This window comes from Kitasatospora sp. NPDC058218 (assembly GCF_042882445.1).
Taxonomy (GTDB): Bacteria; Actinomycetota; Actinomycetes; order Streptomycetales; family Streptomycetaceae; genus Kitasatospora.
Genome location: NZ_JBHVWC010000013.1, coordinates 64,388 through 90,179, shown reverse-complemented (window position 1 = coordinate 90,179; position 25,792 = coordinate 64,388). Strand labels below are relative to the sequence as shown.

Below are 25,792 nucleotides of genomic sequence, written 5' to 3'. Positions count from 1 at the left end.
TTACGGATGGTCAAGACGGCCGACGGCCGCGCCCTCGCCGTCGAGATCGTGGGCGACCCGCGCGGCCGGCCGGTGTTCCTGATGCACGGCACGCCCGGCAGCCGGGTCGGCCCGCACCCCCGCAGCACCGTGCTCTACCGCCTGGGCGTCCGGCTGATCTCCTTCGACCGGCCGGGCTACGGCGACTCCACCCGACTGCCCGGCCGCCGGGTGAGCGCGGCCGCCGCCGACGTGCGGACCATCGCGGACGAGCTCGGGCTCACCGACTTCGCGGTGCTGGGCCGCTCCGGCGGCGGCCCGCACGCGCTGGCCTGCGCGGCGCTGCTGCCCGACCGGGTCGGTCGGGTGGCCGTCCTGGTCGGCCTGGCGCCCCGGAACGCGGTCGGCCTGGACTGGTACGGCGGGATGACCCCCTCCAACATCCGGGCGTACCGGGAGGCCGAGCGCGGGCACGGCCGGATCGCCGACTCGATGCGGTTCCGGTCCGAGCAGATCAGGGCCGACCCGGGCCGGCTGCTGAAGGGCTTGCGGCCGGAATTGCCGCCCACCGACCGGGAGGTGGTCGCCGACACCGGGCTGCGCAGGATGCTGCAGAGCAACTACCGCGAGGCGTTCCGGCACGGCGCCGACGGCTGGATCGACGACGTGCTGGCGTTCACCGCCGACTGGGGCTTCAAGGTCCACGACATCACCGTGCCGACCTGGCTCTGGCACGGCGCGGACGACCAGTTCTCCCCGGTCGAGCACTCGCGCTGGCTGGGCGACCACATCCCCGGGGCCGCGCTCTTCCTGGAGCCCGGCGCCGCGCACTTCGGCGCCTTCCGGGTGATGACGACCGCCCTGGCCTGGGCGGCCGGCCACACCTCGGCCGGCCTGCCGCCGGGTGGCCCGCTCAGGCCCTGACCGCGTGCCCGCTCGGGCTCGGACGGCCTGACCGCTCGGGCCGTCCGGCCCGACCGGCCGGGCCGTGACGGGCCCGGCCGGACTCACCCGCAGGACCTACCCGCAGGGCCGTTCAGGCCGTGACCGGGGCGACCGGGGTGACCGGCGCGCCGCCCGCCAGTACCGCCAGGACGTTCTCCACCGCCAGGCCGCCCATCGCCTGCCTGGTCCGCACGGTGGCGCTGCCAAGATGCGGCGCCAGCACCGCCCGCTCCTGGGCGAGCAGCGCGGACGGCACCGCCGGCTCGCGCTCGAAGTTGTCCACCGCGGCGGCGAACAGCGCGCCCGACTCCAGCGCGGCGGCCAGCGCCTGCTCGTCCACCACCCCGGCGGTCATCGACACCACGACCGCGCCGGGCGGCAGCAGGGCCAGCCGGCGGGCGTCCAGCAGGTGCCGGGTGCCGGGGCCGAGCGGGCAGGTGACCACCAGCACGGTGGACCGCGCGAGCAGTTCCTCCAGCGGCAGCCACTCGGCGCCCTCGGCCTGCTCCGGGGGCAGCTCGCGGCGGTTGTGGTAGCTCACCGGCATGTCGAAGCCGCGGGCCCGGCGGGCCACCGCCTGCCCGATCCGGCCCATGCCGAGGACGCCCAGCGGGGTGCCGGTGAGCTCCAGGCCGAGCAGGAAGTTCGGCGCCCAGGCCCAGGGCTGCCCGGAGCGCAGCAGCCGCTCGCCCTCGCCGAGCCGGCGGGTGGCGGCCAGCAGCAGTGCCCAGGCCATGTCGGCGGTGGCGGCGGTGAGCACCCCGGGGGTGTTGCTGACCAGCACGCCGCGCTCGGCGCAGGCCGCGAGGTCGACGTTGTGGTGCCCGACCGCGTGGTTGGCCACGATGCGCAGGCCGGGGCCGGCCGCGTCCAGGAACGCGCCGTCCACCACGTCGTCCAGGGTGGTGATCACCGCCGACCGGCCGCGGACGGCCGCCAGCAGTTCTCCGCGCGCCATCGGCAGGTCCGAGTCGTGCTGCGTCACGGCGTGCCGCGCGGTGAGCCGTTCGATCACCCCGGGGGCGAGGCGGCGGGTGACCAGGACCGGGGGCAGGGGCTGCTCGCTCATAGGGCCCGAAGCATACGCTCCGGGCCCTGCGGGCGGCCGTCCGCGTCCTGTCCTCCCGGTGACGCCCCGACGTCACACCGGCTGCGGCTCCAGGTCGCGGTTGATCCGCTTCCAGCCGCGGGCCGCCACGGTGTTGGGGTGCTCCTCGCCGAACTGGCGGATCAGCTCGGCGATCGCCCGGGCGCGCAGCTCGGCGGCCTGGCTGTGCCGCCCGGCGGCGCGCAGGGTGACGGCCAGGTTGGCCTCGCAGGCCACCGCGTCCGGGTGGCGGGGCGTGTAGCGCTCGCACAGGCCCGAGTACGCGCGGCGGCCCAACTCCTCGGCGAGGCCGACCTGGCCGGCGTCCCCGTGGGCGTTGGCCAGGTTGATCATCGCGTTGAGGGTGTACGGGTGCTCCGGGCCGACCGAACGGGTGAGCCCGTCCACGGTGTCCCGGCCGCGCTCGATGGCCCCCGGGATGTCGCCGCTGCCCCGCAGGTAGATGCCGAGGTTGTTGGCGCAGGCCAGGGTGAAGGGGTGCTCCTCGCCGAACAGCCGGCGGTGGCCCTCGTACACGGTGGTGCAGAGGTCGCGGGCGGCCTCCTTGTCGCCGGAGGCGCTGTGGTCGGCGGCCAGGTTGAGCGCGCAGGCCAGTGCGTCGGGGGCGTCGGCGCCGTACCGCTCCAGGTAGCGCTCGTAGGTCTCCTTGGTGATCCGGCGGGCCTCGGCCAGCTGGCCGGTGCGGCGCAGCGAGACGGCCAGCGACTTGGCGTTGCGCAGGTTCTCCGGCAGGTCCGGGTCCAGCACGTCGCCGAGGTCGTTGGTGACCTCCTGCAGCAGCTCCACCGAGCCCCGGTAGTCACCGAGTTCGCGCAGGTCACGGGCCAGGTTGGACTTGGTGGAGAGGGTGTACGGGTGGCGCGGGCCGAGCACCGCGGTGCGCCGGTCCAGGGTCTCCTGGTCGAGTTCGCGGGCGGCCTCGCTGTCGCCGACCAGCCGGTAGTCGATGGCCAGGTTGTTCGCCATGGAGAGCGTGCGCGGGTTGTCGTCGCCGAACAACTCCCGGAACTGGTCCAGGATTTCGCGGTCCAGGTCGAGCGCCTCCTGGAACCGGCCGAGGGCCCGGCGGTCGGCGCCGAGCGAGCCCGCGGTCATCAGGGTGTACGGGTGGTGCTCGCCCAGCAGGGCCCGCTGGCGCTCCAGGGTGGACTCGTCCAGGGCCAGCGCCTCGGCGTAGTTGCCCTGCGAGCGGAGCACGTTGGCGAGCTGGAAGCGCAGCAGCAGGGTCTGCCGGTCGTCCTCGCCGAGCTTGCCGGTCCACTCCGCGTCCAGCGCGTGGCCGAGGTCCCGGGCGCGGTCCAGCTCACCGCGCTTCCACAGGTAGCGGACGCGGTCGATGAGGAGCTGCCGGGTGTCCGCCTCGTCGCAGTTGTGCGCCTTGGAGGGCGACAGGTGCGGCCAGATCTCGTCGAAGGCGGGCCAGTTGGCCGGGTCGTCGGTGTCGCCGAGGACGGGCCGGGCGCCGGTGAGGATGCGGTGCACCTCGTGGACGGCGATCTCCTGCTCGTCCTCGGTCATCTCGGCCCGGATCACGGCCTGGACCAGCCGGTGCACCTGGAAGCTGTTGGTGCCGGCGTCGACCTTGGCGAGCGCGTACCGGCCGATCGCCTGGATCACCTTGCCCAGCATGAACTTGTCGCTGAGGTCGGCGTCGTACTGCACCAGCGCGCGGATCATCTGGTCGCTGTAGAACAGGTTCATCGAGATCGGCTCCGGCGCGAAGAAGGCGCAGAGCTGGAGCAGCCGCACCGCCGCCGGGGACTGCGTGCGCAGCCGGCCGATCGAGACGTTCCAGGTCGCGCCGACCGGCGTCGGGTAGTCGGCCGGGCGGGCGCCGGCCAGCGCGCGGGCGGCCTCGGCCTGCAGCTGGGCGACGTAGGTGTCCACCGGCGTGCCGGTGGTGTCCAGCCAGGCGGCGGCGACCTCGACGGCCAGCGGCAGGTCGCCGACCGCCTCGGCGACCCGGTCGGCGTCGGAGCGGGAGAGCCCGCGGGCGCGGCGGCACAGGTGCTCGACGCTCTCGCCGCGGGTGAAGACGTCCACCTCCAGCGCCTCCGCGTGCCCGGACCAGGCCTGGTTGCGGGAGGTGACCAGGATGTGGCCGGAGCCGCCGGGGAAGAACCGGCGGATCTCGGCCGGTTCGTCGGCGTTGTCGAAGATGAGCAGCCAGCGGGCGGTGGGCACGCCGCGGCGCAGCGCCTCCCGGGCCGCCTCGGCCGCCTCGGTGACGGAGTCGCCCACCCGCAGGCCGAGCCGGCGGGCCAGGTCGGCCAGCGCCGGGGCGACCAGCTCGGTCTGCTCCGCGTCGATCCACCAGACCAGGTCGTAGTCGGACATGAAGCGGTGCGCGTACTCCAGCGCCACCTGGGTCTTGCCGACGCCGCCGAGCCCGTACAGCGTCTGCGGGGTGGGCAGGACGGCGGCCATCCCGCCGCGCAGCTGGTTGCGCAGCTGCTCCAGGACGGCGGCCCGCCCGGTGAAGGAGGGGTTGCGCGGCGGCACGTCCCAGACCTGCGGCTTGCTGCCGGGGAAGCGCGGGCCGGTGCCGGTGGTCTCGGCGAGCGGCACGTCGGCCCGGCCGAGGGCGCGCAGCAGGGTCTGCACGGACGCCGTCTCGTCCCGGCCGACCAGGTCGACCGGGTTGCGGTTGCTGAACGGCGCGGTGAGCCGGACGTCGCCGACCCGGACCGGGACCAGCTGGCGGCGGGTGCCGGACGGGTCGGAGCTGACCACGGACTCCCAGAGCGCACGGGCCTGCGGCGAGCGCTGGTAGGCGGGCGAGAGCACGGCGACCGTCCGGTAGGCGGCGTCGATGCCGCGTTCGGTCTCGTGGCGCGGGTCGGAGCCGGCGCTGAGGTCCCGGGGCAGCACCCGGAAGCCGGCCCTGGTCAGCACCGACTCGATCCAGTCCGCCCACATCCGGTCCTCGGGGACGTAGGAGAGGTAGAGGTCGGCCGGGACGGACGGGCGGCGCCGGGTGAAGGCGTCGACGTAGCGCAGCCGCACCTCCTCGTCGACCGTCGGCAGCGAGGCGACCCGGCCGTTGGTGATCACACCGGTCAGCCGCTCGCAGGCGGCCAGCATCGAGGTCTGGGCGCCCCCCTGGTCGCCGAAGGTCGCCAGGATCTCCTCGTAGGCGTAGAACGGCCGGTACGGGATCTCCACCGAGCCCCAGTAGTGGGCCAGTTCCTCGCCCGAGAGGCCGGCCGGCAGGCCGTCGAAGCGGATCCGGGCCAGTGCCCGGCCGGCGTCCGCCTTCTCCTTCTCGCCCTCGTCGATGCGCATCGGCACCGGCAGGATGCGGATGCCGCGCTCGCGGTAGCGGTCGTGGATGTGCTGGGCGATCCGGGAGGCGCCGTCGATCGACTGGTCGCTCAGGGTGAAGCAGACCACCAGGTCGTCGGGCATCTGGACGGTGCAGATCTCGGCGATGTCGGAGAGGCCGGTGCGGGAGTCGATCAGCACGTAGTCGTAGCGCTTGCTCATGTCGGCCTTGAGCGCGTCGAAGAACTGCCCGCCGTCGAAGCGGTCGTAGAAGATGTCCCAGTCCAGGTGGGTGACGGCCTCGGAGTAGTCCCGGTTGAACTGGCCGGCGGAGAGGAAGTCCAGGCTCCCGCCGCCGGGGAACAGCGGCCAGGAGAGCGAGAGCGCGTGCGGGTGCACCCGGGCGAAGTCGAGGTGCCAGCCCTCCTCGTGCTCGACCGGCCGCAGCGCCTCCTCCCGGTACTCGGCGATCAGGTCCATCATCCCGGTGGTGCCGGCCAGCACCGCCGGGTCGAGGAACGGGTGGAAGAACTTGGCCAGGCCCGGCGCCTCCAGGTCCCAGTCCACGGTGAGCACCCGGAAGCCGTTGGCCGCCAGGATCCAGGCGGTGTTGGCCAGCGCCATGGTGCGCCCGGTGCCGCCCTTGTAGGAGTAGAAGGTGATGACCCGACCCTGCCGGTCCTGCTCCGCCTCGCGCTGGGCGGCGAGTTCGGCCGCGGTCAGCCCGCCGATGCGGAGGTTCCTGGTGCGGTTCTCGCTCATGCGCCCACCTCGCTGCACTCGGCGGTCGCTTCGCGAGACGCGCACCCCTGGATGATTCGCTCGCTTCGCTCACTCATTGCGCCCACCTCGCTGCACTCGGCGGTCGCTTCGCGAGACACGCGCCCCTCGATGATTCGCTCGCTTCGCTCGCTCATGCGGTTCCTCCCCCGGGCGGCGTCCCGTCGTCCGGGCGGTCGCCTGAGTCGCTGGCTGGGTGGTCGTCGTGGCCGAAGGGAGCGGAGCCCGGCCCGTCCCGCCCGCGCCCCGGCCGGAAGGCGTCGCGCAGATTGGGCCGCGGTGGCGCCGGTTCGTCGGGCTCGGTCCTGGTCCGGCCCTCGAACGCGTACTTGGCCTTCATCGCGGCCCGCGGCAGCGCGTCGTCGAACTCCTCCAGACTGCCCAGCCCGGGCGTCCCGCCGGCGGCGCCGAGGAAGCTGGGCCGGGCCGACCGGTGGGTGATCCTCAGGATCTGGTCGCTGAGTTCGCCCATCTCCCGGTGCCGCTCGACGCAGTCCGGGTCGTCCAGGTTCCACGGCTCCAGGACGCTCACCCAGGTGGAGTCCGAGCGGTCGAAGCGCCGGACCAGCTCGCGCCGCCGCTCGTCCTGGAGCGCCCAGCGGTCCAGCAGCAGCAGGCCGGGCGCGCTGGGTTCGCTGCCCGCGATGATCGCCTCGGCCTCGTCGTCGAACTCGTGCACGGTGGCCTGGAACCCCAGCTGCCGGGCCAGTCGCACCGCGTGCTCGGCCAGCGGGCGGGCGGCCGCGGGCCGGTAGGGGTGCCAGTCGGTGCGCTTGGCACCGTAGTAGTCGGGGTTGCGGTCCGCCGGCAGCTCGCCCTGGTGGTAGGCGAGGACGGAGATCCGCAGCTGCTTGGTGGGCGCGGTGACGTCGAAGGCGCTGGGCTGGGCGTTGAAGTCCAGCCGGCGCCCGACCGGGATCACCGTCTCCTCGGCGACCTCGACGATCCGCCGGGCCAGCCGGTGCACGGCGAGTTCGTAGGCGGCGCGGAAGTAGCTGAGCTTCATCAGCGCGTACAGGCCCTCGGTGGCGTAGTCCGGCCCGAAACTGGTGTGGTTGAACTGGAGTTCGCTCGCCACCCGGGGCAGCTTGTAGCGGCTCATCGGCGCCCAGAGCACCGGTACGATCCCGCTGGTCCGCTCCGAGTCGAGGTTCGCCGGGTAGACCGGGCGCCGGGTGAAGGAGTGCCACTCCTGCCCGCACGGCACGCTGTTGAAGTAGCGCGGCGAGTACAGCGGCACGAAGACCCGGCAGGTGGCCAGCTCCTCGGAGAGCCGCTCGGCCCACAACTCCCCCTGGTGCATGGACTCGTCCATGAACCCGACCGGCACTCCCGCGGGCACGGTGGTGAGTTGGAGCACCGCCTCGCAGAGGTCCCGGTACAGCTGCCGCACCCAGTGGTTGGGGTCACCCGCGCCGCGCGCCCCCGCTCTCGGGGTGTGGGCGTAGCTGAGGAAGAAGTACGGCCGGGCGGCGTCCTCGTCCCAGCCATGGTCGTTCACACGCGCCTCCCCCTGGCTCGCCGGCAACCTCTTCACCGCGAGTCCCCGTACGCGGGGCTTCAGTGTAGGAACGACTGCCGCCCCAATGGAATAGCACAACGGGTGGCACGGATTGACATGACCGAAACGAACGCCCCCGCACGACCCGGCCCGCTACTCCGGCGGGGTCGTGCCGCGGCGGCGCAGCAGGACGGGGACGGCGAGGTCGACCGCCTCGCGCATCGGGATCAGCCGGCAGTCGGCGCCGCCGATGCGCGCCTCCACCACCCCGGTGGCCACCCGCAGGACTTCGTCGCCCAGTTCCTGGAAGTGCAGGTCGTCCAGGTGCGGGCCGTCGAAGTGGATCCAGCGGCTGCCCTCGCCGTCCCTGACCACACAGCCGTAGTGGCGCACGCGCCCGTCCGGCACCCGCAGGTCGGCCAGGTGGAACGCGGTGAACTTGGCCATCGGCACACCGATGGTCAGAACGCGCGCGCCGATCTCGTACAGCCGTCCGAGCGGGGAGCGCTCACCGAGGTGGCAGGTCAGTTCGTGCAGCTCGGTGATCTCCTTGGCACGGGCGCCGACCGCCGCGAAGGAGGACTGCGGGTGACTGCTGCGCAGCGCGCCCGGGTGGGTGCGGACCAGCTCGGAGAGCCGGCCCACGGTCGGTGAGGCCGGCGTCTCGTCCGGGTCGAACGGAGGCATTGCCGCCCGCCAGGCGCTGACCTGCTCGGGTGTCCAGCCCCGCATCATGGTGGTGACCAGCCGGGAGGTGGAGGAGTTCTCCGGGGTCGAGGTGTAGGCCACCAGGGTGCCCCGGGGGCCGAGCACCTCCAGCAGCGCCGCGACCACCGTGTCGCCCCCGCCGGCCACCGGACCGAGGGCGCGCAGCGAGGCCTGCACGAGCAGCACCTCGCCCGGGCGCACGCCGAACTCCGCGAGCCGGTCGGTGAGCTGACGCCTGGTCATGACATTTTGCGCTATGTCCTGCCCGGGCGGCACGGCACGCTCGGTGGCGGTCGCGGCGCCCTCGGTGCGCGTGTGGGTGAGGATGGCGGTTCCCGGGGGGTGTGTGGCTCCGCAGGGGGTCCGCGGTGCCGGGGCGGGGGCGAGAGTACAGCGGAAACGACCGGGCGGGTGACCGGCTCCCGACCGCCCCCGTGACGGGCGGTCGGGCGGTCCGGGCGGGAGCAGCACTCGATCAACCGGCCGAACGGTTCGGTCGGCCGTACGGGCGGCCGGACGGAGGGGGCCGGCCGGTCAGCCGGTCCCGGTGGTTCCCGCGGTCGGCTGCCGGGCCCGGCGGGCCCGCCGGGCGCCGTCCTCGGCCGCCCCCGGCAGCGGGACCTCCAGCCAGGGGCGGACGTTCGCCCGCATGCCGTCGGCGAAGCGCGATCCGAGGGCGGTCAGCGAACCCGAGCCGGCGAGTCGTTCGACCGCCTCGGCGGTGTACCCGCGCCAGAGTGCGAACTGCGCCCGGGCGTGGTCGGCGGCCTCCCCCGGCAGGCCGTCGTAGCCGCGGACCCGGGCGCCCCAGAAGGCGGTCACCGCGAGATGGGCGTAGGTGCCCTGGAACAGGCCTTCGAACGGGCGCGGGTCGGGCCGCCAGGGGGCGTCGTAGAGCGCGGTGTCGGCGGGGTCGTAGAGATCGACCAGGTCCAGCACCGCACCCAGCTTGACGTGCTGGAACTCGTGCGCCAGCAGCAGCGCGAGGGTCGGCGCGGTGGCCGGGCGGGCGATCCCGACCGCCCCGAACGCCTGCCGGGCGGCGGCGCTGACGTCACGTCCGGGCGGGCCCGGGCGCAGCGGGGTGACGGTGCTCAGCCCCGCCCGCAGGCCCTGCGCGTAGCCGGGCAGGTCACGGTCGAGCAGCTCCGTCGCCTCCCGCAACGCCCCGGTCCAGGCCTGCAGTTCGGCCTCGCCGAGGCGGTCCTCGACCGGCCACTGGTGGCTGTCGCGCTGCGGGTCGGTGTCCTCCAGCGCGACGGTCCAGCCGCCGGCGAGCCGGATCCGCCGGACGGGCTGCCAGCGCGGGTCCGCCCGGCCCTCGGCGGCGACGGTCACCGCCTCGCCGTCGGCGGTCCGCACGGTGAAGCCCTCGCGGGCACCGGTGACCAGCACCTCGCCGGTCCGTGCCGCGACGTCGAGCCGGCCGAGCGTGGGCAGGTGCAGGGCGCCGGCGCGGACCGGCACGGCCACGGTGTCGCCCCGACCGGCCCGGACGGCCGCGGCGGCGGCCAGCTCGGCCAGCGGGCCGATGCCGGCACCGGGGTCGCCGCCGAGCCGCCGGGCCGCCCAGGCCCGGGCGTACGGGTGGCCGAGCACCGCGTCCAGGGCGGACGGCGCGGCGGAGTCGAGCTCGGCGAGCAGCTCCCAGGCGGCCGAGGTGCGCAGGCCGGAGGCGCCCCGGACGGCGGCCAGCATGGCCCGGGTGAGCGCGAGCTGGGAGCGGACGAGGGCCCGGACGGTGTCCGCGCCGCCGTGGCCGCCGGCCAGCTCGTCGAGCTGCGGGTCGGTGAGGCCGGCGGGCACGGCCGGCTCACCGGCCTGCGCGGGGACGACGTGAGCGGTCGCGCCGGGCCCGGGGGGCCGCCCGCCGCGGTCGGCGATGCCGTTGATGAGCGTCATGAGATCCCCGCAGTAGACGGAGGGGTTGTCGAAACCACCATCGGCCCGGTAGCGGTGGGCGTACAGACCGCCCCCGCAGGAGCGGACGACGGGACAGGCGCGGCAGGTGGCGCTCAGGCCTGCCAGACCGGACTGCCGGGCGGCGATGCCGGAGTGCCGGGCGACCTCGTCCAGGCTGTGCGTGAAGACGTCGAGGCCGGTGGCGGGCGCGCCGTCGTACGCGGTCTTCAGGCTGTCGGCCTGTTCGAAGCTGCCGTCGGTCTCCAGCACCACCAGGGCGGCCGGCTCCAGGCCGAGCGACTCGGTGAGGCTGGAGAGCCCGTGCAGCGTGCGGTGCACGGAGTCGAAGGTGCGGACGGCGAAGGGCCGGCCGGCCGCCTCCCAGCGGTCGTAGACGGCCAGCAGCCAGGTGGCGTAGGGGTTCGCCCCCTGCTCGGCGGGACGTTTCGGCGGCTGCTCCCAGGTGGCGTGCGGGAGCAGGAAGTCGACGGCCGGGGGGTCGAGTTCGGCCAGCGCGTCATGGACAGCGACCGGGTCGTTGTCGACGTCGACGGTGCAGAGCAGGCCGGCGTAGAGGTGGCGGTACTCGGGCCGGCGGAGCAGGCCCACCGCCCGCAGCACCTGCGGGTGGCTGCTGCGGCCGTCGGCGAACCGCCGGTGCCGGTCGTTGGCCGCGCGGTCGCCGTCCAGTGAGATGCCGACCTTGATCTGCACCTCGTCGAAGAGCTCGCAGAAGGCGGGGCTGAGCAGCACCCCGTTGGTGTGGATCCGCAGGTCGAGCGCGCAGCCGGGCGGGAGCGCCGCCCGGAACTCCTCGGCCGCTCGGCGCAGTCGTTCCGGGCCGGCCAGCAGGGGCTCTCCCCCGTGCAGGACGACCCGGACGACGGCCAGGCCGTGGGCGGCGGCGTGCTCGCCGATCCGCTCGGCGGCCCTGGCCAGGACCTCGTCGCCGATGACCTTGGGCCGGGCGCGCCAACTGGTGTCGGCGTGCTCGTAGACGTAGCAGTGGTCACAGGCGAGATCGCACCGGCTGTGGACCTTCACAACGAACTGCGTGATCGGAAGCAGGGATCGCGTCATGGTCAGTCGTTTTCAGCCGGAGCCGATGGTCGATCGGCTGGTCAGATGGAGGAGTTGAAGGCCGCGACCGGCACCAGACCGGTATCGGAGCCGGGCAGGGCACGTCGGAGCTGCGCGGCCAGCTCGTCGGCCCCGAGCGACGCAAGATCGGCCAGGGTCGGCCGGGAAGCCTGGTGATGAACCGTCAGATCCTGGTTGGGCTTGGTGTCCAGTGCGGGTGTCATGTTCGATTCTCTTCCACGATGGGGGTTAGAGAGAGCAGACTCCGGGTATATCCCCGGGCCTCTTCGACCAAATGTAGTGGCAGCGCGGGGGCAACACCGTACTGCTGCGCAACCCTCCGCGCCCTCTACCCCGCCATCCAGCGAAGTCTCGCCGAAAGTTCACCCAGTCGGCGGTCGCGTAGCGGCACCTGCACGGCGCACTGCCCCCCGGCGGCGGCCCGCGGACCCGCACCGACCGCGTCTCGACGTCGCTCTCCGGCCACCGCCCGGCCCTGATCGCCGCCGCTGCCGAACGGGCCTCGCCCCTCGCCGCCAGCCGCCCGACCCGACCCGGGGGCGTCGGCCGGCCCGGGCGCCGGATCGGCGGGGGCGGCGGATCGGCGGGGGCGGCGGTGTCACTCATCGGCCGCCTCATCCTCGGGGGAGGAGTGTCGACCCCGGCCCGCGACCGGGGCCTTCGCCCCACGCCGGCGCAGCAGTTGACGCCGGGTCAGCTCGCCTCGGAGGGCGGAGGTTCCATGCGGGGGCGCACGGCGGGGCGCACGGCCGCGCCCGGGCCGGGACCACCCGGGGGCACCGCACCCGCGCCGACCGCGCTCACGGGCAGAGCCGCTCCACCTGCCAGCCCGTCGGCGCCGACGGGTCGGCGAGGAAGCAGAGCCGGTCGTGCAGCCGGTTCGCGCGGCCCTGCCAGAACTCGACGCTCTCCGGGACCACCCGGTACCCGCCCCAGAACGGCGGCACCGGCACCCCTTCGCCCTCCGGATAGCGGCGCTCCAGCTCCGCGTACCGCTGCTCCAGCACCTCCCGGCTGCCGACCGGGCTGGACTGCTCGCTGGCCCAGGCGCCGAGCTGGGAGCCGTGCGGGCGGGTGCGGAAGTAGGCGGCGGTCTCGTCCCGGCCGACCTTCTCCACCCGGCCCCGCACGATCACCTGGCGGGCCAGCGCGATCCACGGGAAGAGCAGCGCCGCGTGCGGGTTGGCGGCCAGCTCGGTGCCCTTGCGGGAGCCGTAGTTGGTGAAGAACACGAAGCCGCGCCGGTCGAAGCCCTTCAGCAGGACCGTCCGCGAGCTCGGCCGCCCCTCGGCGTCGGCGGTGGAGAGCACCATCGCGTTGGGCTCCACCACCCCGGCGTCGTCCGCCTCGTGGAACCAGCGGGTGAACTGGGCGATCGGGTCGGCGGCGAGCCGCTCCTCGACCAGGCCCTCGTGGGCGTAGTGCTCGCGCATCACGGTGAGGTCCGGCCCGGGCCGGGCCTCCTCGGCCAGGGTCCGGGTGGCGGGGCTCGGGGGCGTCGACTGGGCGCGTTCCGGGGTCTGCACGCCAACATCATCCCGTACGACAAGCAACCGGCACCGCTACCTCCGGACAAACCCCGGTGGGAGATAAGGTGTCTCGCCACCGCTCGACCGTCCGAGCTACGGGCAATTGTCCGGAAACCTGTGATTGATTCCGGAGATTTGCCGGGCGCGACCGGCCTTCAGGTGAAGGTCGAGCGGTCCTGCGGGAAACATCACCGCTGTGGTGTATGGCGCAATGCACCCCGTGCCTGTCACGCTGGCACCCAGTGCCAACCACCATTCGGTCACTGGCGAACCGCCCCACCACGGCGGACCGCCGATCACAGAGCTGAAGGAGCCGTCGCATGTCCGACTTCGTACCCGGGCTTGAGGGAGTCGTCGCTTTCGAGAGCGAGATCGCCGAACCCGACCGTGAAGGCGGCGCCCTGCGGTACCGCGGAGTCGACATCGACGACCTGGTCGGCCACGTCTCCTTCGGCCACGTCTGGGGCCTGCTGGTCGACGGCAAGTTCAACCCGGGCCTGCCGGCCGCCGAGCCCTTCCCGATCCCGGTCCACTCCGGCGACATCCGGGTGGACGTGCAGTCCGCCCTCGCCATGCTCGCCCCGGTCTGGGGCCTGAAGCCGCTGCTCGACATCTCCGCCGAGCAGGCCCGTGACGACCTCGCCCGCGCGGCCGTGATGGCCCTCTCCTACGTGGCGCAGTCCGCCCGCGGCCAGGGCCTGCCGATGGTCCCGCAGAGCGAGATCGACAAGGCCGAGACGGTCGTCGAGCGCTTCATGATCCGCTGGCGCGGCGAGCCGGACCCGAAGCACGTCAAGGCCATCGACGCCTACTGGACGTCCGCCGCCGAGCACGGGATGAACGCCTCCACCTTCACCGCCCGCGTCATCGCCTCCACCGGCGCCGACGTCGCGGCCGCGCTCTCCGGCGCGGTCGGCGCGATGTCCGGCCCGCTGCACGGCGGTGCGCCGTCCCGGGTGCTCGGCATGATCGAGGAGATCGAGCGCACCGGCGACGCGACGGCCTGGGTGAAGAACGCGCTGGACAAGGGCGAGCGCCTGATGGGCTTCGGCCACCGCGTCTACCGCGCCGAGGACCCGCGCGCCCGCGTGCTGCGCCGCACCGCCAAGGAGCTCGGCGCGCCGCGCTTCGAGGTCGCCGAGGCGCTGGAGAAGGCCGCGCTGGAGGAGCTGCACAACCGCCGCCCCGACCGCGTGCTGGCCACCAACGTCGAGTTCTGGGCGGCCATCATGCTGGACTTCGCCGAGGTCCCGGCGCACATGTTCACCTCGATGTTCACCTGTGCGCGCACCGCCGGCTGGTCGGCGCACATCCTGGAGCAGAAGCGCACGGGACGGCTCGTCCGCCCCGCCGCGCGCTACATCGGCCCCGCCTCGCGCAGCCCGCGCGACATCGAGGGCTACGAGGCCATCGCGCACTGAGAAACCCCTGGTGAGCAGCGGGTCCGACACTCCGTCGGACCCGCTGTTTCCGCAGCTCGCAGCGGTGGAGATCGCATCTCAGCGGGCGGACTGCCGTACCGCGGCGGCGATCGCGGCCGGTAGGCTGCCGCCCGTGGCTCAGATCCAGATCCCCGCTGACATCAAGCCCGCAGACGGCCGTTTCGGCTGCGGCCCGTCCAAGGTGCGCCCCGAGGCCCTGAGTGCCCTCGCCGCCACCGAGACCTCCCTGCTCGGCACCTCGCACCGCCAGGCCCCGGTGAAGAACCTGGTCAAGCGCGTGCGCGAGGGCGTGAGCAGCCTCTTCTCCCTCCCCGAGGGATACGAGGTGGTCCTCGGCAACGGCGGCTCCACCGCCTTCTGGGACATCGCGGCCTTCGGCCTGGTGCGGGAGAAGTCCCAGCACCTCGACTTCGGTGAGTTCTCCTCCAAGTTCGCCTCCTCGGTCAAGGCGGCCCCCTGGCTGGGCGAGCCGACCGTGATCAAGACCGCTCCGGGCACCCACCCGCTGCCGGTCGCCGAGGCGGGCGTGGACGTCTACGCGCTCACCCACAACGAGACCTCCACCGGCGTCGCGATGCCGATCGGGCGCCCGGCCGGCGCCGACCAGGGCTCGCTGGTCCTGGTGGACGCCACCTCGGGCGCCGGCGGCCTGCCGGTCGACATCACCGAGACCGACGTCTACTACTTCGCCCCGCAGAAGTCCTTCGCCGCCGAGGGCGGCCTCTGGCTGGCGACGTTCTCCCCGGCCGCCCTGGAGCGCGCCGCCGAGATCGCCGGCTCCGGCCGCTACATCCCGCCGTTCTTCGACCTGCCGACGGCCATCGACAACTCGTCGAAGGACCAGACGTACAACACCCCGTCGATCGCCACCCTGTTCCTGCTGGCCGACCAGCTGGAGTGGCTGAACGGCAACGGCGGGCTGGACTGGGCGGTCGCCCGCACGGCCGACTCGTCGTCCCGGCTGTACGGCTGGGCCGAGAAGTCGTCGTTCGCCAACCCGTTCGTGGCGAACCCGGCCGAGCGCTCGCAGGTGGTCGGCACGATCGACTTCGACGACGCGGTGGACGCCGCGGCCGTCGCCAAGGCACTGCGCGCCAACGGCATCGTCGACACCGAGCCGTACCGCAAGCTCGGCCGCAACCAGCTGCGCGTCGCGATGTTCCCGGCCATCGAGCCGGCGGACGTCGAGGCGCTCACCGCCTGCATCGACTACGTGGTCGAGCAGCTCTGAGCGTCGCCGCGGCCGCGCGGCCCTGAGCGGCCGGCACACGCGTGAGGGCCACCGCCTGCGGGCGGTGGCCCTTCTGCCTGTCGCGCTACTTGTCGACGAGCGAGCTGATCAGCACGACCACCAGCAGCAGCAGCAGGGCGCCGGTCACGATACGCATGCGAGTCTTGGGATCCACGGTCATCGAGCGTACCTCCGGCCCGCCGCCGGTCAGACGCCGAGGTTCGATCCGCCGCTGGCGTCCAGGTTCTGGCCCGTGATCCAGCGGGCGTCGTCGGAGGCCAGGAAGGCCACGATGTCCGCCACGTCGGCCGCCTCCCCGACCCGGTCGAAGGCCGAGTAGCCGGCCGCCGCGGCCCGTGCCTGCTGGTCGGCCAGCCAGGGGTTGATGTCGGTGTCGACGACGCCCGGCAGCACCGCGTTGACGGTGATCCCGCGCGGGCCGAGCTCCTGGGCGAGCGTCAGCGTGAGGGTGTTCAGCGCCCCCTTGGTCATCGCGTAGGAGACGGCCGTCGGGAACGCGACCCGGGTGACCCCGGACGAGACGTTGACGATCCGGCCGCCGTCCCGCAGCCGGCCCAGGCCGTGCTGGACGACGAAGAACGGGGCCTTGGCGTTCACCGCGAAGACCCGGTCGAAGTCCGCCTCGGCCACCTCGTGGATCCGCCCGTACTGGCCGATCCCGGCGTTGTTCACCAGGATGTCCAGGCCCTCGCCGCCGCCGTGTGCCGCCAGGCCCTCGTCGAAGGCCGCCCAGAGCGCCCGGGCGTCACCGGGCACCCCCAGCTCGGCGCCGACCGCGAAGGCCCGTCCGCCGGCCGCCCCGATCGTCTTGACGACCTGCTCCGCCGCGGCCGCGTCATGACCGTAGTGGACGGCGACCAGCGCACCGTCCCGCCCCAGCCGCTCGGCGATGCCCCGCCCGATCCCCCGGCTGCCGCCCGTCACCAGTGCCGTCCTGCCCGCAAGCGTGCCCATGGCCACGCCCCCTCATTTCTGTAGCGGTCGCTAATGAAAGGAACCGTACCAGAGCTTCTGTAGTGGTCGATATAGAATGACCGGCATGGCCACCACTCCAGCCGCCGGCACGCCGCCCCTCGCCGGCGGGGGCACCCGCACCCCGCCGCGCGGACGCCCCCGCTCCTTCGACCGCGAGGCCGCCCTGGAGCAGGCCCTGCGGCTGTTCTGGGAGCGCGGCTGGGAGGCGACCTCCGTCGCCGACCTCACCGCCGCCATGGGCATCCGCCCGCCGAGCCTGTACGCGGCCTTCGGCGACAAGCGGGCGCTCTTCGAGGAGGTCGTCGCCCGCTACCGGGAGAGCCACGGCGCGTACGCGACCCGTGCGCTGGCCGAGGAGCCCACCGCCCGGGCGGGCATCGCCCGGATGCTGCGCGAGTCGGCCGCCCAGGCCACCGACCCGGACCACCCCTGGGGCTGCCTGCTGATCAGCTCGACGGTGAACTGCACCTCGCCCGAGGTCGAACAGGCGGTCCGGGCGATCCGCACCGCCAACGTCCGTGCGCTGGAGTCACTGATCCGGGCGGACGTCGCCGCCGGTCACGAGCCGGCCGAGGCCGACCCGGCGGCGCTGGCGCAGTTCACCGCCACCGTGCTGCAGGGGATGTCCCAGCGGGCCCGCGACGGCGCCGGGCGGGCCGAGCTGGAGCGGGTGGCCGCCGACGCCATGCGAGTCTGGCCCTGACCGCGACCGTCACCGCCACCGCCGCGATACGGCCCGGGCGGGCGGGCGCCGACGGGCCTCAGCTCCAGCGGGCCAGCGGCCAGGAACGGACCGTCTCGTAGTGCGCGAAGCCGCCGTCCAGCTCGCTCTTCATCAAGTGCAGCTCGGCGGCCTCCCACTCCGGCCCGCGGTACTCGCCGAGCGCCAGCGCCAGGGAGTCCAGTTCGGCCGCCGCCACCCGCTGCACCGCCCGCCGGTGCCCCCGGGAGGAGCCGGCCCGGGCCAGGGTCAGATGCGGGTGGAAGCTGAACGCGTCCACCTCGCCGACCACGTCCGCGGTGGCCTCGTTCACGGCCTCGGCGAGCCGCCGCAGCGCCCACGCCTGGCCCTCCACGCCGGCCCAGAGCACCCGGTCGCCGAACCGCCCGGCACCCGCGAGCCGCAGCCGGTGCACGGCGTGCACCTGGACCACCGCCGCCAGGGCGGCCTCCAGCTCCGGCAGCCGCTCCACCGGCACCTCGCCGAGGAAGGCCAGGGTCAGGTGCCAGCCCTCGACGGACGTCCAGCGCAACCGGTCCGCCCCCGGCAGAGCGCGCACCGGGGCCACCGCGTCGACGAGCCCCTGCAACGCCTCGACCGGCGGCAACACCGCCACAAAGAGCCTCATGGGAGCATCTTCCCCCGCCACACGGTTTGGGCTAGAACCTTTTCCATGAAGATCCGTACCGGTGGACCCACCGACGCCGCCGACATCCTCTCGCTGCTCGACGGCGCGGTGGCCTGGCTCGCCGCCCTGGGCCGGGCCGACCAGTGGGGCGACCAGCCCTGGAGCAGCATCCCGGCCCTGATCGAGCGGATCGACGGGTACACCGCCGAACCGTTCCTGATCCGGCTCGCGGTGGACGACGAGGGCCGCACCATCGGCTGCTGCGTGGTGTCCGAGCAGGCCAACGCCTACGCCACCCCCGTCGACGAGCGCGAGCTGTACATCCGCAACCTGGTCACCGACCGCTCGCTGAAGGGCTCCGGGATCGGCGCCGCACTGGTCGCCGACGCCCTCGACGAGGCCCGCCGGCGCGGCATCGGCCTGGTCCGGGTGGACTGCTACGCGAGCGAGGACCGCCGCCTGGTCGGCCAGTACCGCGCGCTCGGCTTCACCGAGACCGAGTCCTTCGAGTCCGAGTACAAGGGCAGGCCCTGGCGGGGCCAGATCCTGGAGATCCGGCTCTGACCCCGCCCCCCGGGTGCACCGCGCGGCGCACCCGGGGCCGACGGTCAGTCAGCAGGCGGCGGCCAGCTCCGACTTGGCGGGCGTCGCGGTGCGCGGCACGAAGGCCACCACCCGTCCGCCGCGACCCGGGTGCAGATCGACCCGGACCCGCAGGTCCGCGCTGCGGGCCAGCACCAGACCGACCACGCCGGCCGCCAGCGCCGAGACCAACCCGCAGGCCAGCAGCCCGAGTCGGGGCCCATACGAGGCCGTCACCCAGCCCACGACCGGTGCGCCGATCGGCGTGCCGCCGGTGAACACCAGCACCAGCAGGCCCATCACCCGGCCCCGCATCGCCGGGTCGGTGGCCAGCTGGAGCATCGAGTTGACCGAGGTGTTGAAGCTCAGCCCGAACACCCCGATCAGGGTCAGCAGCAGCGCGAAGGACCAGTAGTCGGGCGCGAAGGCGGCCAGCACCTCCAGCGCGCCGAACGCCAGCGCGGCGGCGACCAGTCGGCGCAGCCTGGGGGCGCCGCGACGTGCCGCGAGCAGCGCGCCGGCCAGCGAACCGACCGCCATCGCGGTGTTCAGCAGGCCGTACTGCCCGGCGCCCACCTTGAAGGTGTCGTGGGCGAAACCGGAGAGCAGCGTCGGGAAGTTGAACCCGAAGGTGCCGATGAAGCCGGCCAGCACCATCGGCCAGAGCAGCTCGGGGCGCTCCTTGACGTACCGCAGCCCCTCCCTCAACTGCCCCTTCTCACGGGCGATCGGCGCGGTCGGGCGCAGCTCGGCCGGCCGCATGGCGAGCAGCCCGCCGATCACGGCGGCGAAGGAGAGCGCGTTCACCGCGAAGGCCCAGCCGCTGCCGACCGCGGCGATCAGCAGACCCGCGACGGCGGGGCCGACCAGCCGGGCGGTCTGGAAGTTGGCGGCGTTCAGGCTGACCGCGTTGGCGAGGTCCTTGGGACCGACCATCTCGGAGACGAAGGCCTGCCGGGTGGGGTTGTCCACCACCGTGACGAGGCCGAGCAGCAGCGCGAACGCGTACACGTAGTACGGCGTCACCACACCGCCGATGGTCAGCACGGCCAGGCCCACGGCGAGCAGGCCCATCGCGCCCTGGGTGTAGATCAGCAGCCGGCGCTTGGGCATCCGGTCGGCGAGCACGCCGCCGAAGAGGCCGAGCAGCAGCATCGGCAGGAACTGCATGGCGGTGGTGATGCCGACCGCGAGCGGGCTGCCGGTGAGGCTGAGGACCAGCCAGTCCTGGGCGATCCGCTGCATCCAGGTACCGGTGTTGGAGACCACCTGGCCGGCGAAGTAGTAACGGTAGTTGCGGACGCGCAGCGAGGAGAACATCCCTCCGGGCCGGGTGAAGCGGGCTCCGGTCGGGGATTCCTGAGCGGCGGGGGTGACCGCCGCGGTGCGTTCGTCGGGGTCGTCGTCGCCGTTGCCCGGCAGCCCCGTCGGGGCGGGTGCCTGGGCGTCGGCGGCCGCGGCGGTGGCCGCGGCGGGTTCGGTGGTCGGGTCGTCGGTGCGGATGGCGGCGCTGGCTGCGGCCGGCGGTGTCACGATGCTCTCCCCTCGCGACGCGACGACCCGTCGGGGGGTCGTCGCGTTCCTGGTGTCGGTGGTCGGTGCTGCGGTGATGCGGTTCTCCTTCGTCCTCCGGCGGCTGACCGGAACGGCTGGGCCCAGAGCGTGTCTTACAGGTGTGCGAGCTTGTAGAGCACCGGCGCGGCCGCCCGCAGGGCGGCCCACTCCTCCTCGTCGAGACCCTCGGCGAGTTCGGCGAGCCAGACGTTGCGCCGGCGGCGGCTCTCCGCGAGGATCACCTCCGCCTGCTCGGTACTGCTGACGACCACCTGCCGGCGGTCCTCCGGGTGCGGCTCCCGCCGCACCAGGCCCTTCTCCTCCAGCATCGCGACGATCCTGGTCATCGAGGGCGGCTGTACGTGCTCCTTGCGGGCGAGCTCACCCGGCGTGGCCTTCCCGCAGCGTGCGAGGGTGCCCAGCACCCCCATCTCGGTAGGGCTGAGCGACTCCTCGACCCGCTGGTGACGCAGGCGACGGGAGAGGCGCATGGTGGACGACCGCAGCTGGTTGACGGCTGCGAGGTCCTGCTCGGACATCTCGGGCATGTCCTTAGTCTATGTCATTACTCTCGCTAAGGAAAATTGCTTTCCGCGCCCGCCCGGAGCCCGACGGCCGGCGCCCCGAGCCCGTGCCCATGCCCATGCCCGAGCCCGTGCGTCCGGGGCCGGGTGTCCACCGCGGCGAGGCCGTCCGGCATCCCCAGCACCAGGAGCGTCCCGGCCAGGGCCAGCGACCAGACCTCCGAGCCCGTCCGCAGGTCCAGCACCCCGCCGGTGCCGAGGTCGCGCACCCGGACCAGCCCGTCGGACCAGGCCGCGGCCACCACCGGACCGGCCGCCGTCGCCCCGGCGGCCACCGCCGTCACGGGGCAGCCGCGCCGGTCGGACGGCTCGGGCATCGGTGCCGAGCGTGGACCCCAGAGCCGGACGGCGCCGTCGAAACCACCGCTCACCAGCAGCGGGATCTCCGGGTCGGACAGCGGTCCGCCCCCCAGCGCGGCGCCGGCCAGCGCGGTGACCGGCCCGTGGTGCAGCCGCTCGGTCACCACCCCGCCGTCCTGGTACCAGTGCACGGATCCGGCCGCGTCGCCGAAGGCCGGCGCGGAGTCGGCCAGCCCGCCGATCGCCGCCACCGCGCTCAGCGCGCCGCCCGGGCCGCCGGCCACCGCGCGGACCGCGTCCAGCGCCGCCGCCAGCCCGTACGCGTCCAACCCGGGCCGCGGCTCGGCCGGGACCACCAGCTCCGCCCGGCCCCAGGCGTCGAGCAGCACCACGGTGCCGGCTGCCGTCACCGCCAGCCCCCGCAGCGGGCGCGGGGACGGCACCACCACGGCCCCGACCCGGCGACCGGTGGCGGCGTCGAAGGTCCGCACCACGCCGGTCGGATCGGCCACCAGCACCTGCGACAGGTACGGCCCCGTCCCTGCGGTGATCGCGACGGACGGGCCCGGCCAGTCCCGGTCGGCGCCCTCCCAGCGCGCCCAGCGCCCGGACCAGGGCGCGGGCAGCTGCGCGAGGACGGCCGCGGCGGCGGTGTCCGCGCCCAGCAGCCTGGTCCGGAGCACGGCGACCCGGACGGCCGGGTCGGGCTCCTCGATCACGGCCGGGCCGGCGGCGCGCCAGGCCCGGCCGACCGCGTCGTCCCGCCGCTCGACGGCCGCCGTCACCGGGACGGGGCGGGCCAGCGCGTAGAGCAGCGGGTCGGCGGCCAGCGGGCCGGGGTCGCCGGCGGCCGCGGCGGCCGTCCAGAGCGCGGACAGCGCCTCCTCACCGGCGGACCGCAGGTCGACACCGGACGGGAGCGCCGACGGCACCGGCGGGGCGGCCGGTGTCCCGAGGGCCGGGCCGGGCAGCGGGTAGGCGGCCGCGTCGCCGCCCCGGGCCGCCGCCCACCGCGCGAACCGCGCCCGGTCCGTCCACTGCGGATCGCCGAGGTCCAGCACCGCCGGCGCGGGCACCGCGGTGAGCGCCCCGGCCGCCGCGCCCCCGGTGCTCGCCTCGATCACCAGTCGCACGCCGGGCAGTCGGAGCAGCGGGTCGAGCAGTCCGGTCACCAGGCCGGCCGGGTCCTCGGCCGCGTCCAGCTCGGGGACACAGATCAGGGTCGGCCGGCCGTCCGCCGCGATCGCCTCGATCAGCGGGCCCGGGGCGTGCGCGACCAGGTCGAGCTGGCGCCCCAGCGACCAGACGGCCGTCCGGACGGTGGCCCCCGCGGCGGGCAGCACGGCGTGGATCCGCCGCTCGCCCGGCACCGTGTCCGCGGTGCAGCCGCGGACCAGCCAGGCCAACAGGTGCGACTTGCCGGCCCCGGGCGGCCCCGCCACCCGGCACAGCCGCGGCGCCCGCAGGTCGTCCAGCCAACCGAGCAGTGCCAGTCCGGCCGCCCTGCGCCCCGCCCCCAGCGGCGGCATCCGTCGCCCGTCCCGCACCATTCCCCTGCTGCCCTCTCCCGAGTTCCCACCGTGCTCGGACCGGCCCCGTCCGGGGTCGGCCCTGTTCAGATTCGGCCCTGTGTTCAGATTCGGCCCTGCTCGGGCTCGGCCCTGCTCGGGCTCAGCCCTGCCGCTCGGCCAGGCTGATCATCAGCGCCTTGACCCCGGTCTCGCGGGACGTGGCCGTCTCCCCGTACTCGAAGCTGTGCGTGAACTCCGCCTGCGGGAACTCCCGCGCCATCCAGCGCGCGCAGTAGTGCCCGGGCATCATGCAGGGCTCCAGCTCGCAGTGGACCCGGACCACCTGCTCGGCCTCGACGCCGTCCGCCCGGAGGCGGTGCCACAGCACCTCTTCGGGGTGCAGCAGCCCGGGGCCGCCCACCTGCGTGACGATCCGCCGCTCTCCCCGCTCGTCGGCCACCTCGAAGGCCGCCGACGAGTCGACGTTCAGGGGGCGCCGCAGGTCGTCCAGCACCCGCGGCCACCAGCCCTCGCGGTCCTCGAACGCGGCGGGGTCGACCGCCAGCAGCCCCTGGCGCAACTCCCGGTAGGCGGCGAAGGCCTCCTCCGGCCGGTCCGTCGCGGCGACCGCCGGCAGCAGTCGGTCGAGCAGCAGCAGCCCGGCCACGAACGCCGCCACGCCGGAGCCCACCGGCAGGTCGACCGGCTCCTCGCCCAGCAGCACCGCACGCACCGACCGGTCCGGCGCGAAGTACAGCTCGGCCCCGCCGTCCGTGCCGATCCGCAGCTGCCCCGCGACCGGCCCCGCGTCCAGCCCGGCCGCGGCCGCGTACTCACCCACCGACAGCGGGTCCGCCTCCTCGGCCGCCCGGAAGTACGGGCCCACCTGGAGCGGCAGCCCCGGGTGCCGCAACGGCCCCGCGGGCGCGATCGGGAGCGCCCGCAGCCCCCGCGGCCCGAAGTGCGCCAGCAGCGCCGCCGTCAGCTCGTCGTCGTCCCTGTCCGCGTTCACGTCCTGACCCGCCCTCTCACAGCATGGGGTAGGAGTCGAGGAACGACGTCCAGAACTCGCTCTTGAACGGCAGCGAGTCCCACCGCTCCATCCCCTCGCGGACGAGCTCCTCCACCTCGGCCCAGTCGTTGGGGTCCGGGCGCTCGTCCGGCCCCGGCCGCTCCACCTCGAACTTGTAGACGAGGTAGCCCAGCGAGGAGACGTCCCCGTGGATCAGCTCGTACTCGATCTCGGCGTCCGGGTCGGAGGCCCAGATCGTGCCGTCGCCGAGGTTCACGAGGACGACCGCCTGGTAGAGCATTCCCAGCGGCTGCAGCCTGCCGTGCGGGGTGTCGACCGGCTCGGAACCCGGCCAGGTCGCGAAGGCACGCTCCGGGCTCGCCGGGTCCCGGTCGGCGAACTCCTCCAGGATCCGGAAGAGCCCGTTGGAGTGCGGGATCCCGACCTCCGTCACGAAGCGCGCACCGTCGCCGTCCGGCCAGATCCGGGCCGCCGCCTCGGGCCGGAACCTCAGCAGATCACCGGGTTCGGCCCGTTCGACGACCACGGGCCAGTCAATCTGTACCAGCACCTGTCATCCATCCTTCGTACTCGCCCGTCACAGGCCCTTGTGCTTCTTCGCGGGGTGCTTCGCGCTGGAGGCCGCCTTGTCCTGCTGCCCCTGCGCGTCGAAGTCCTTCGTGCCCATCGTGCCATCATGCTTGCCCGTGGAGTGGTCCTCCTCGAGCTGGTCCAGATAGGCCTTGTGGCCCCAGTCGCGGTCCTTCGTGGCGACCTTGTTGTCGTAGTCGACGCCGTGGGTGACCTTCAGGTCGGGATTCTCCGACTCGAAGTGCCGGGCCAGCCAGCGCTCGCAGTTCGGGCCGGCCTGACAGGGCGCCCGTTCGGTGTAGAGCTCGCTGACGTTGCCTTCCTTGCCGCCCAGCAGCGGCTTGCCGATCGACCGTTCCGAGTGGCTCCGGACGTAGTCGCTCCGACCGACCAGGATGAACTCGCCGTGCTCGTCCCGGTACCTGAGCGAGGCGTAGTTCTTGCCGCCGTAGTTGCCCTCGGCGCGCCGGGCCTCCTCCACGGCCCGGGACAGCTCCGTCGGGTTGTCGATCTTCTGGCTGACGACCTTCTCGTCCTGCTTGGGGTTGCCGTCGTCGTCCTTGTCGGACTTCTTGTACTTCTTCGCGTTGTACGTCGACTTCAGGTCGTCCGGGGACGCGTCCTTGACCTTGCCCGAGTTCCCGTCCAGCAGGGTCTTGAGGGACTTGTCGCTCCCGTCCAGGTCGACCAGCTTGCCGTCCTTGACCTCCTGGACCCGGCCGTCGTCGTGGATGAAGTACTTCCGGGGCGGCGTCTTCGGGCCGTCGCCCCCGCTGCCGCTGCCCGCCTTCGGCGGCGGCGCGGCCTTCTCCTTGCCCTTCTCGTCGAAGCCGTGGGCGGTGCTGGAGTCGTTCTCCTTGTGGTGCTTGGCGGTCTTGGCCAGGTTGTCGCCCGCCTGCTTGTACATCTTCTTGACGGCCTTGCCGGTGTCGTCGGCCAGGGCCTTGCCCACCTGCTTGGCACTCTTCTGCAGTGCCTTGACGATCGGATCGGTCATTCGAAGCTCAACCCCGACACCCGGGCACCGAAGAGCTGCGCGTGCTGGGCGACCTTGTCCGCCTGGTCGTGCAGGGCCCGGGCGTGCGTCTCCACGACCGCGGGGTCGATCTTGAACTGGGTGCCCGCCGAACCGCCGCCGCCGCTCAACGCGGCCTCGGCCGCCTCGAACACCAACCCGGCCACCGCCCCCGAGACGATCTCCACCAGCGGGGTGATCGCCGCCTCGATCACCTCGGAGATGATGTGGTCCTCCAACTGGTGCGCCAGGTAGGACATCAGCTTGCGCCCGGCCTGCTGGATCGCGATCACCGCGGCCTCCGCCAGGCCGAGGGTCGCCACGGCGGCGGCCTGCGCGGCGACGAAGGACGCGGCCAGCACGATGAGTTCGGCGAGCGCCTCCATCTTCATGGCGATGATCACGTCCGCGGCGACGTCCAGTGCCTTCGCCACCACGTGGGCCGCCTGGACGACCTCGTTGAAGTGCTTGTCGGACATCAGCGCCCACTTGGCGATCAGCGCCTGGTACGACTCGCCCTCGTACGCCCCGCCGAGCTGATGGACCGTCGCGGTCGAGTCCGCGTGCAGGTCTTCGAGCCCCTTCGCGAACTCTTTGACGTGCTCCCCGAATTCGCGAACCTTGTCCTCGTTGACCGAGGGCCAGTGAATGCCGATGAAGTCGAGGAGCGTCGCCACCTCGCTGGGCAGCTCGATCGCCACCAGATCCCCCTATACACACCAATCCGTTGATATGATCGAAACTTTATCCAATGAACCATCAGGTACAGATCCCCGAAACGTGCCGATTCTGTACTGATCCGTACCGA

Annotated in this window: 21 protein-coding genes; 5 read left to right on the top strand and 16 right to left on the bottom strand. The window is 73.6% G+C overall.

Features of this window, described 5'->3' with window-relative positions; translation table 11 throughout:
* Window positions 1-6 precede the first annotated feature (6 nt).
* Complete coding sequence (locus ACFVYI_RS10605) at window positions 7-903, top strand: alpha/beta fold hydrolase (protein ID WP_387883358.1); 897 nt, start codon at window positions 7-9, stop codon at window positions 901-903.
* A 112-nt stretch (window positions 904-1,015) separates the two neighbouring features.
* Here ACFVYI_RS10605 and ACFVYI_RS10600 read toward each other — a convergent pair whose 3' ends face one another.
* The 7 genes from ACFVYI_RS10600 to pdxH all read right to left on the bottom strand — a co-directional run bounded on the left by ACFVYI_RS10600 (window position 1,016) and on the right by pdxH (window position 12,721).
* Window positions 1,016-1,993 carry a 2-hydroxyacid dehydrogenase gene (locus ACFVYI_RS10600; RefSeq protein ID WP_387883193.1) on the bottom strand — a complete coding sequence of 326 codons (978 nt, stop codon included), beginning with the start codon at window positions 1,991-1,993 and terminating at the stop codon, window positions 1,016-1,018.
* Between the two features lie 72 nt (window positions 1,994-2,065).
* Window positions 2,066-6,058 carry an FxSxx-COOH system tetratricopeptide repeat protein gene (fxsT, locus tag ACFVYI_RS10595; protein WP_387883190.1) on the bottom strand — a complete coding sequence of 1,331 codons (3,993 nt, stop codon included), beginning with the start codon at window positions 6,056-6,058 and terminating at the stop codon, window positions 2,066-2,068.
* Window positions 6,059-6,209: 151 nt separating this feature from the next.
* Window positions 6,210-7,577, bottom strand: a complete 1,368-nt coding sequence (locus tag ACFVYI_RS10590; RefSeq protein WP_387883187.1) for a TIR-like protein FxsC — start codon at window positions 7,575-7,577, stop codon at window positions 6,210-6,212.
* A 153-nt stretch (window positions 7,578-7,730) separates the two neighbouring features.
* The gene (locus tag ACFVYI_RS10585) at window positions 7,731-8,528 is read right to left on the bottom strand and encodes an aminoglycoside N(3)-acetyltransferase (RefSeq protein ID WP_387883184.1); all 798 of its coding nucleotides are present in this window, start codon (window positions 8,526-8,528) and stop codon (window positions 7,731-7,733) included.
* A gap of 291 nt (window positions 8,529-8,819) precedes the next feature.
* Window positions 8,820-11,267 (bottom strand): FxsB family cyclophane-forming radical SAM/SPASM peptide maturase, encoded by a 2,448-nt coding sequence (locus ACFVYI_RS10580; RefSeq protein ID WP_387883182.1) that lies wholly within the window; start codon window positions 11,265-11,267, stop codon window positions 8,820-8,822.
* Between the two features lie 41 nt (window positions 11,268-11,308).
* Complete coding sequence (locus ACFVYI_RS10575) at window positions 11,309-11,491, bottom strand: hypothetical protein (RefSeq protein ID WP_387883180.1); 183 nt, start codon at window positions 11,489-11,491, stop codon at window positions 11,309-11,311.
* A 597-nt stretch (window positions 11,492-12,088) separates the two neighbouring features.
* A complete protein-coding gene (pdxH, locus tag ACFVYI_RS10570; protein ID WP_387883356.1) occupies window positions 12,089-12,721 on the bottom strand; it encodes a pyridoxamine 5'-phosphate oxidase in 633 nt (210 codons plus the stop codon).
* Between the two features lie 416 nt (window positions 12,722-13,137).
* On the opposite strand from pdxH, the gene ACFVYI_RS10565 reads away from it, so the two are divergent.
* Complete coding sequence (locus tag ACFVYI_RS10565) at window positions 13,138-14,238, top strand: citrate synthase 2 (RefSeq protein WP_387883177.1); 1,101 nt, start codon at window positions 13,138-13,140, stop codon at window positions 14,236-14,238.
* 133 nt (window positions 14,239-14,371) lie between these two features.
* Window positions 14,372-15,490 (top strand): phosphoserine transaminase, encoded by a 1,119-nt coding sequence (serC, locus tag ACFVYI_RS10560; RefSeq protein WP_387883174.1) that lies wholly within the window; start codon window positions 14,372-14,374, stop codon window positions 15,488-15,490.
* A 207-nt stretch (window positions 15,491-15,697) separates the two neighbouring features.
* On the opposite strand, the gene ACFVYI_RS10555 is transcribed toward serC, so the two are convergent.
* Complete coding sequence (locus ACFVYI_RS10555; RefSeq protein WP_387883172.1) at window positions 15,698-16,465, bottom strand: SDR family oxidoreductase; 768 nt, start codon at window positions 16,463-16,465, stop codon at window positions 15,698-15,700.
* Between the two features lie 85 nt (window positions 16,466-16,550).
* On the opposite strand from ACFVYI_RS10555, the gene ACFVYI_RS10550 reads away from it, so the two are divergent.
* Complete coding sequence (locus ACFVYI_RS10550) at window positions 16,551-17,189, top strand: TetR/AcrR family transcriptional regulator (protein WP_387883170.1); 639 nt, start codon at window positions 16,551-16,553, stop codon at window positions 17,187-17,189.
* A gap of 58 nt (window positions 17,190-17,247) precedes the next feature.
* Here ACFVYI_RS10550 and thpR read toward each other — a convergent pair whose 3' ends face one another.
* Complete coding sequence (gene thpR, locus ACFVYI_RS10545) at window positions 17,248-17,835, bottom strand: RNA 2',3'-cyclic phosphodiesterase (protein WP_387883168.1); 588 nt, start codon at window positions 17,833-17,835, stop codon at window positions 17,248-17,250.
* Between the two features lie 45 nt (window positions 17,836-17,880).
* Between thpR and ACFVYI_RS10540 the strand changes: the two genes are divergently transcribed.
* Window positions 17,881-18,399 (top strand): GNAT family N-acetyltransferase, encoded by a 519-nt coding sequence (locus ACFVYI_RS10540; RefSeq protein WP_387883165.1) that lies wholly within the window; start codon window positions 17,881-17,883, stop codon window positions 18,397-18,399.
* Window positions 18,400-18,447: 48 nt separating this feature from the next.
* On the opposite strand, the gene ACFVYI_RS10535 is transcribed toward ACFVYI_RS10540, so the two are convergent.
* The 7 genes from ACFVYI_RS10535 to ACFVYI_RS10505 form a co-directional block, all read right to left on the bottom strand.
* Window positions 18,448-19,950: an MFS transporter gene (locus ACFVYI_RS10535; RefSeq protein ID WP_387883162.1), complete on the bottom strand. Its 1,503-nt coding sequence runs from the start codon at window positions 19,948-19,950 to the stop codon at window positions 18,448-18,450.
* Window positions 19,951-20,084: 134 nt separating this feature from the next.
* A complete protein-coding gene (locus ACFVYI_RS10530) occupies window positions 20,085-20,519 on the bottom strand; it encodes a MarR family transcriptional regulator (RefSeq protein ID WP_360624765.1) in 435 nt (144 codons plus the stop codon).
* A 26-nt stretch (window positions 20,520-20,545) separates the two neighbouring features.
* Window positions 20,546-22,384: a hypothetical protein gene (locus ACFVYI_RS10525; protein ID WP_387883159.1), complete on the bottom strand. Its 1,839-nt coding sequence runs from the start codon at window positions 22,382-22,384 to the stop codon at window positions 20,546-20,548.
* Window positions 22,385-22,526: 142 nt separating this feature from the next.
* Window positions 22,527-23,378 carry a nucleic acid/nucleotide deaminase domain-containing protein gene (locus tag ACFVYI_RS10520; protein ID WP_387883157.1) on the bottom strand — a complete coding sequence of 284 codons (852 nt, stop codon included), beginning with the start codon at window positions 23,376-23,378 and terminating at the stop codon, window positions 22,527-22,529.
* Window positions 23,379-23,394: 16 nt separating this feature from the next.
* Window positions 23,395-23,949 (bottom strand): SUKH-4 family immunity protein, encoded by a 555-nt coding sequence (locus ACFVYI_RS10515; RefSeq protein WP_387883154.1) that lies wholly within the window; start codon window positions 23,947-23,949, stop codon window positions 23,395-23,397.
* A gap of 27 nt (window positions 23,950-23,976) precedes the next feature.
* Window positions 23,977-24,966: a nucleic acid/nucleotide deaminase domain-containing protein gene (locus ACFVYI_RS10510; RefSeq protein ID WP_387883151.1), complete on the bottom strand. Its 990-nt coding sequence runs from the start codon at window positions 24,964-24,966 to the stop codon at window positions 23,977-23,979.
* On the bottom strand, window positions 24,963-25,685 hold the full coding sequence (locus ACFVYI_RS10505) for a WXG100 family type VII secretion target (RefSeq protein WP_387883148.1): 723 nt from the start codon (window positions 25,683-25,685) through the stop codon (window positions 24,963-24,965). Before ACFVYI_RS10505 ends, ACFVYI_RS10510 begins: the two co-directional genes overlap by 4 nt.
* Window positions 25,686-25,792: the final 107 nt, after the last annotated feature.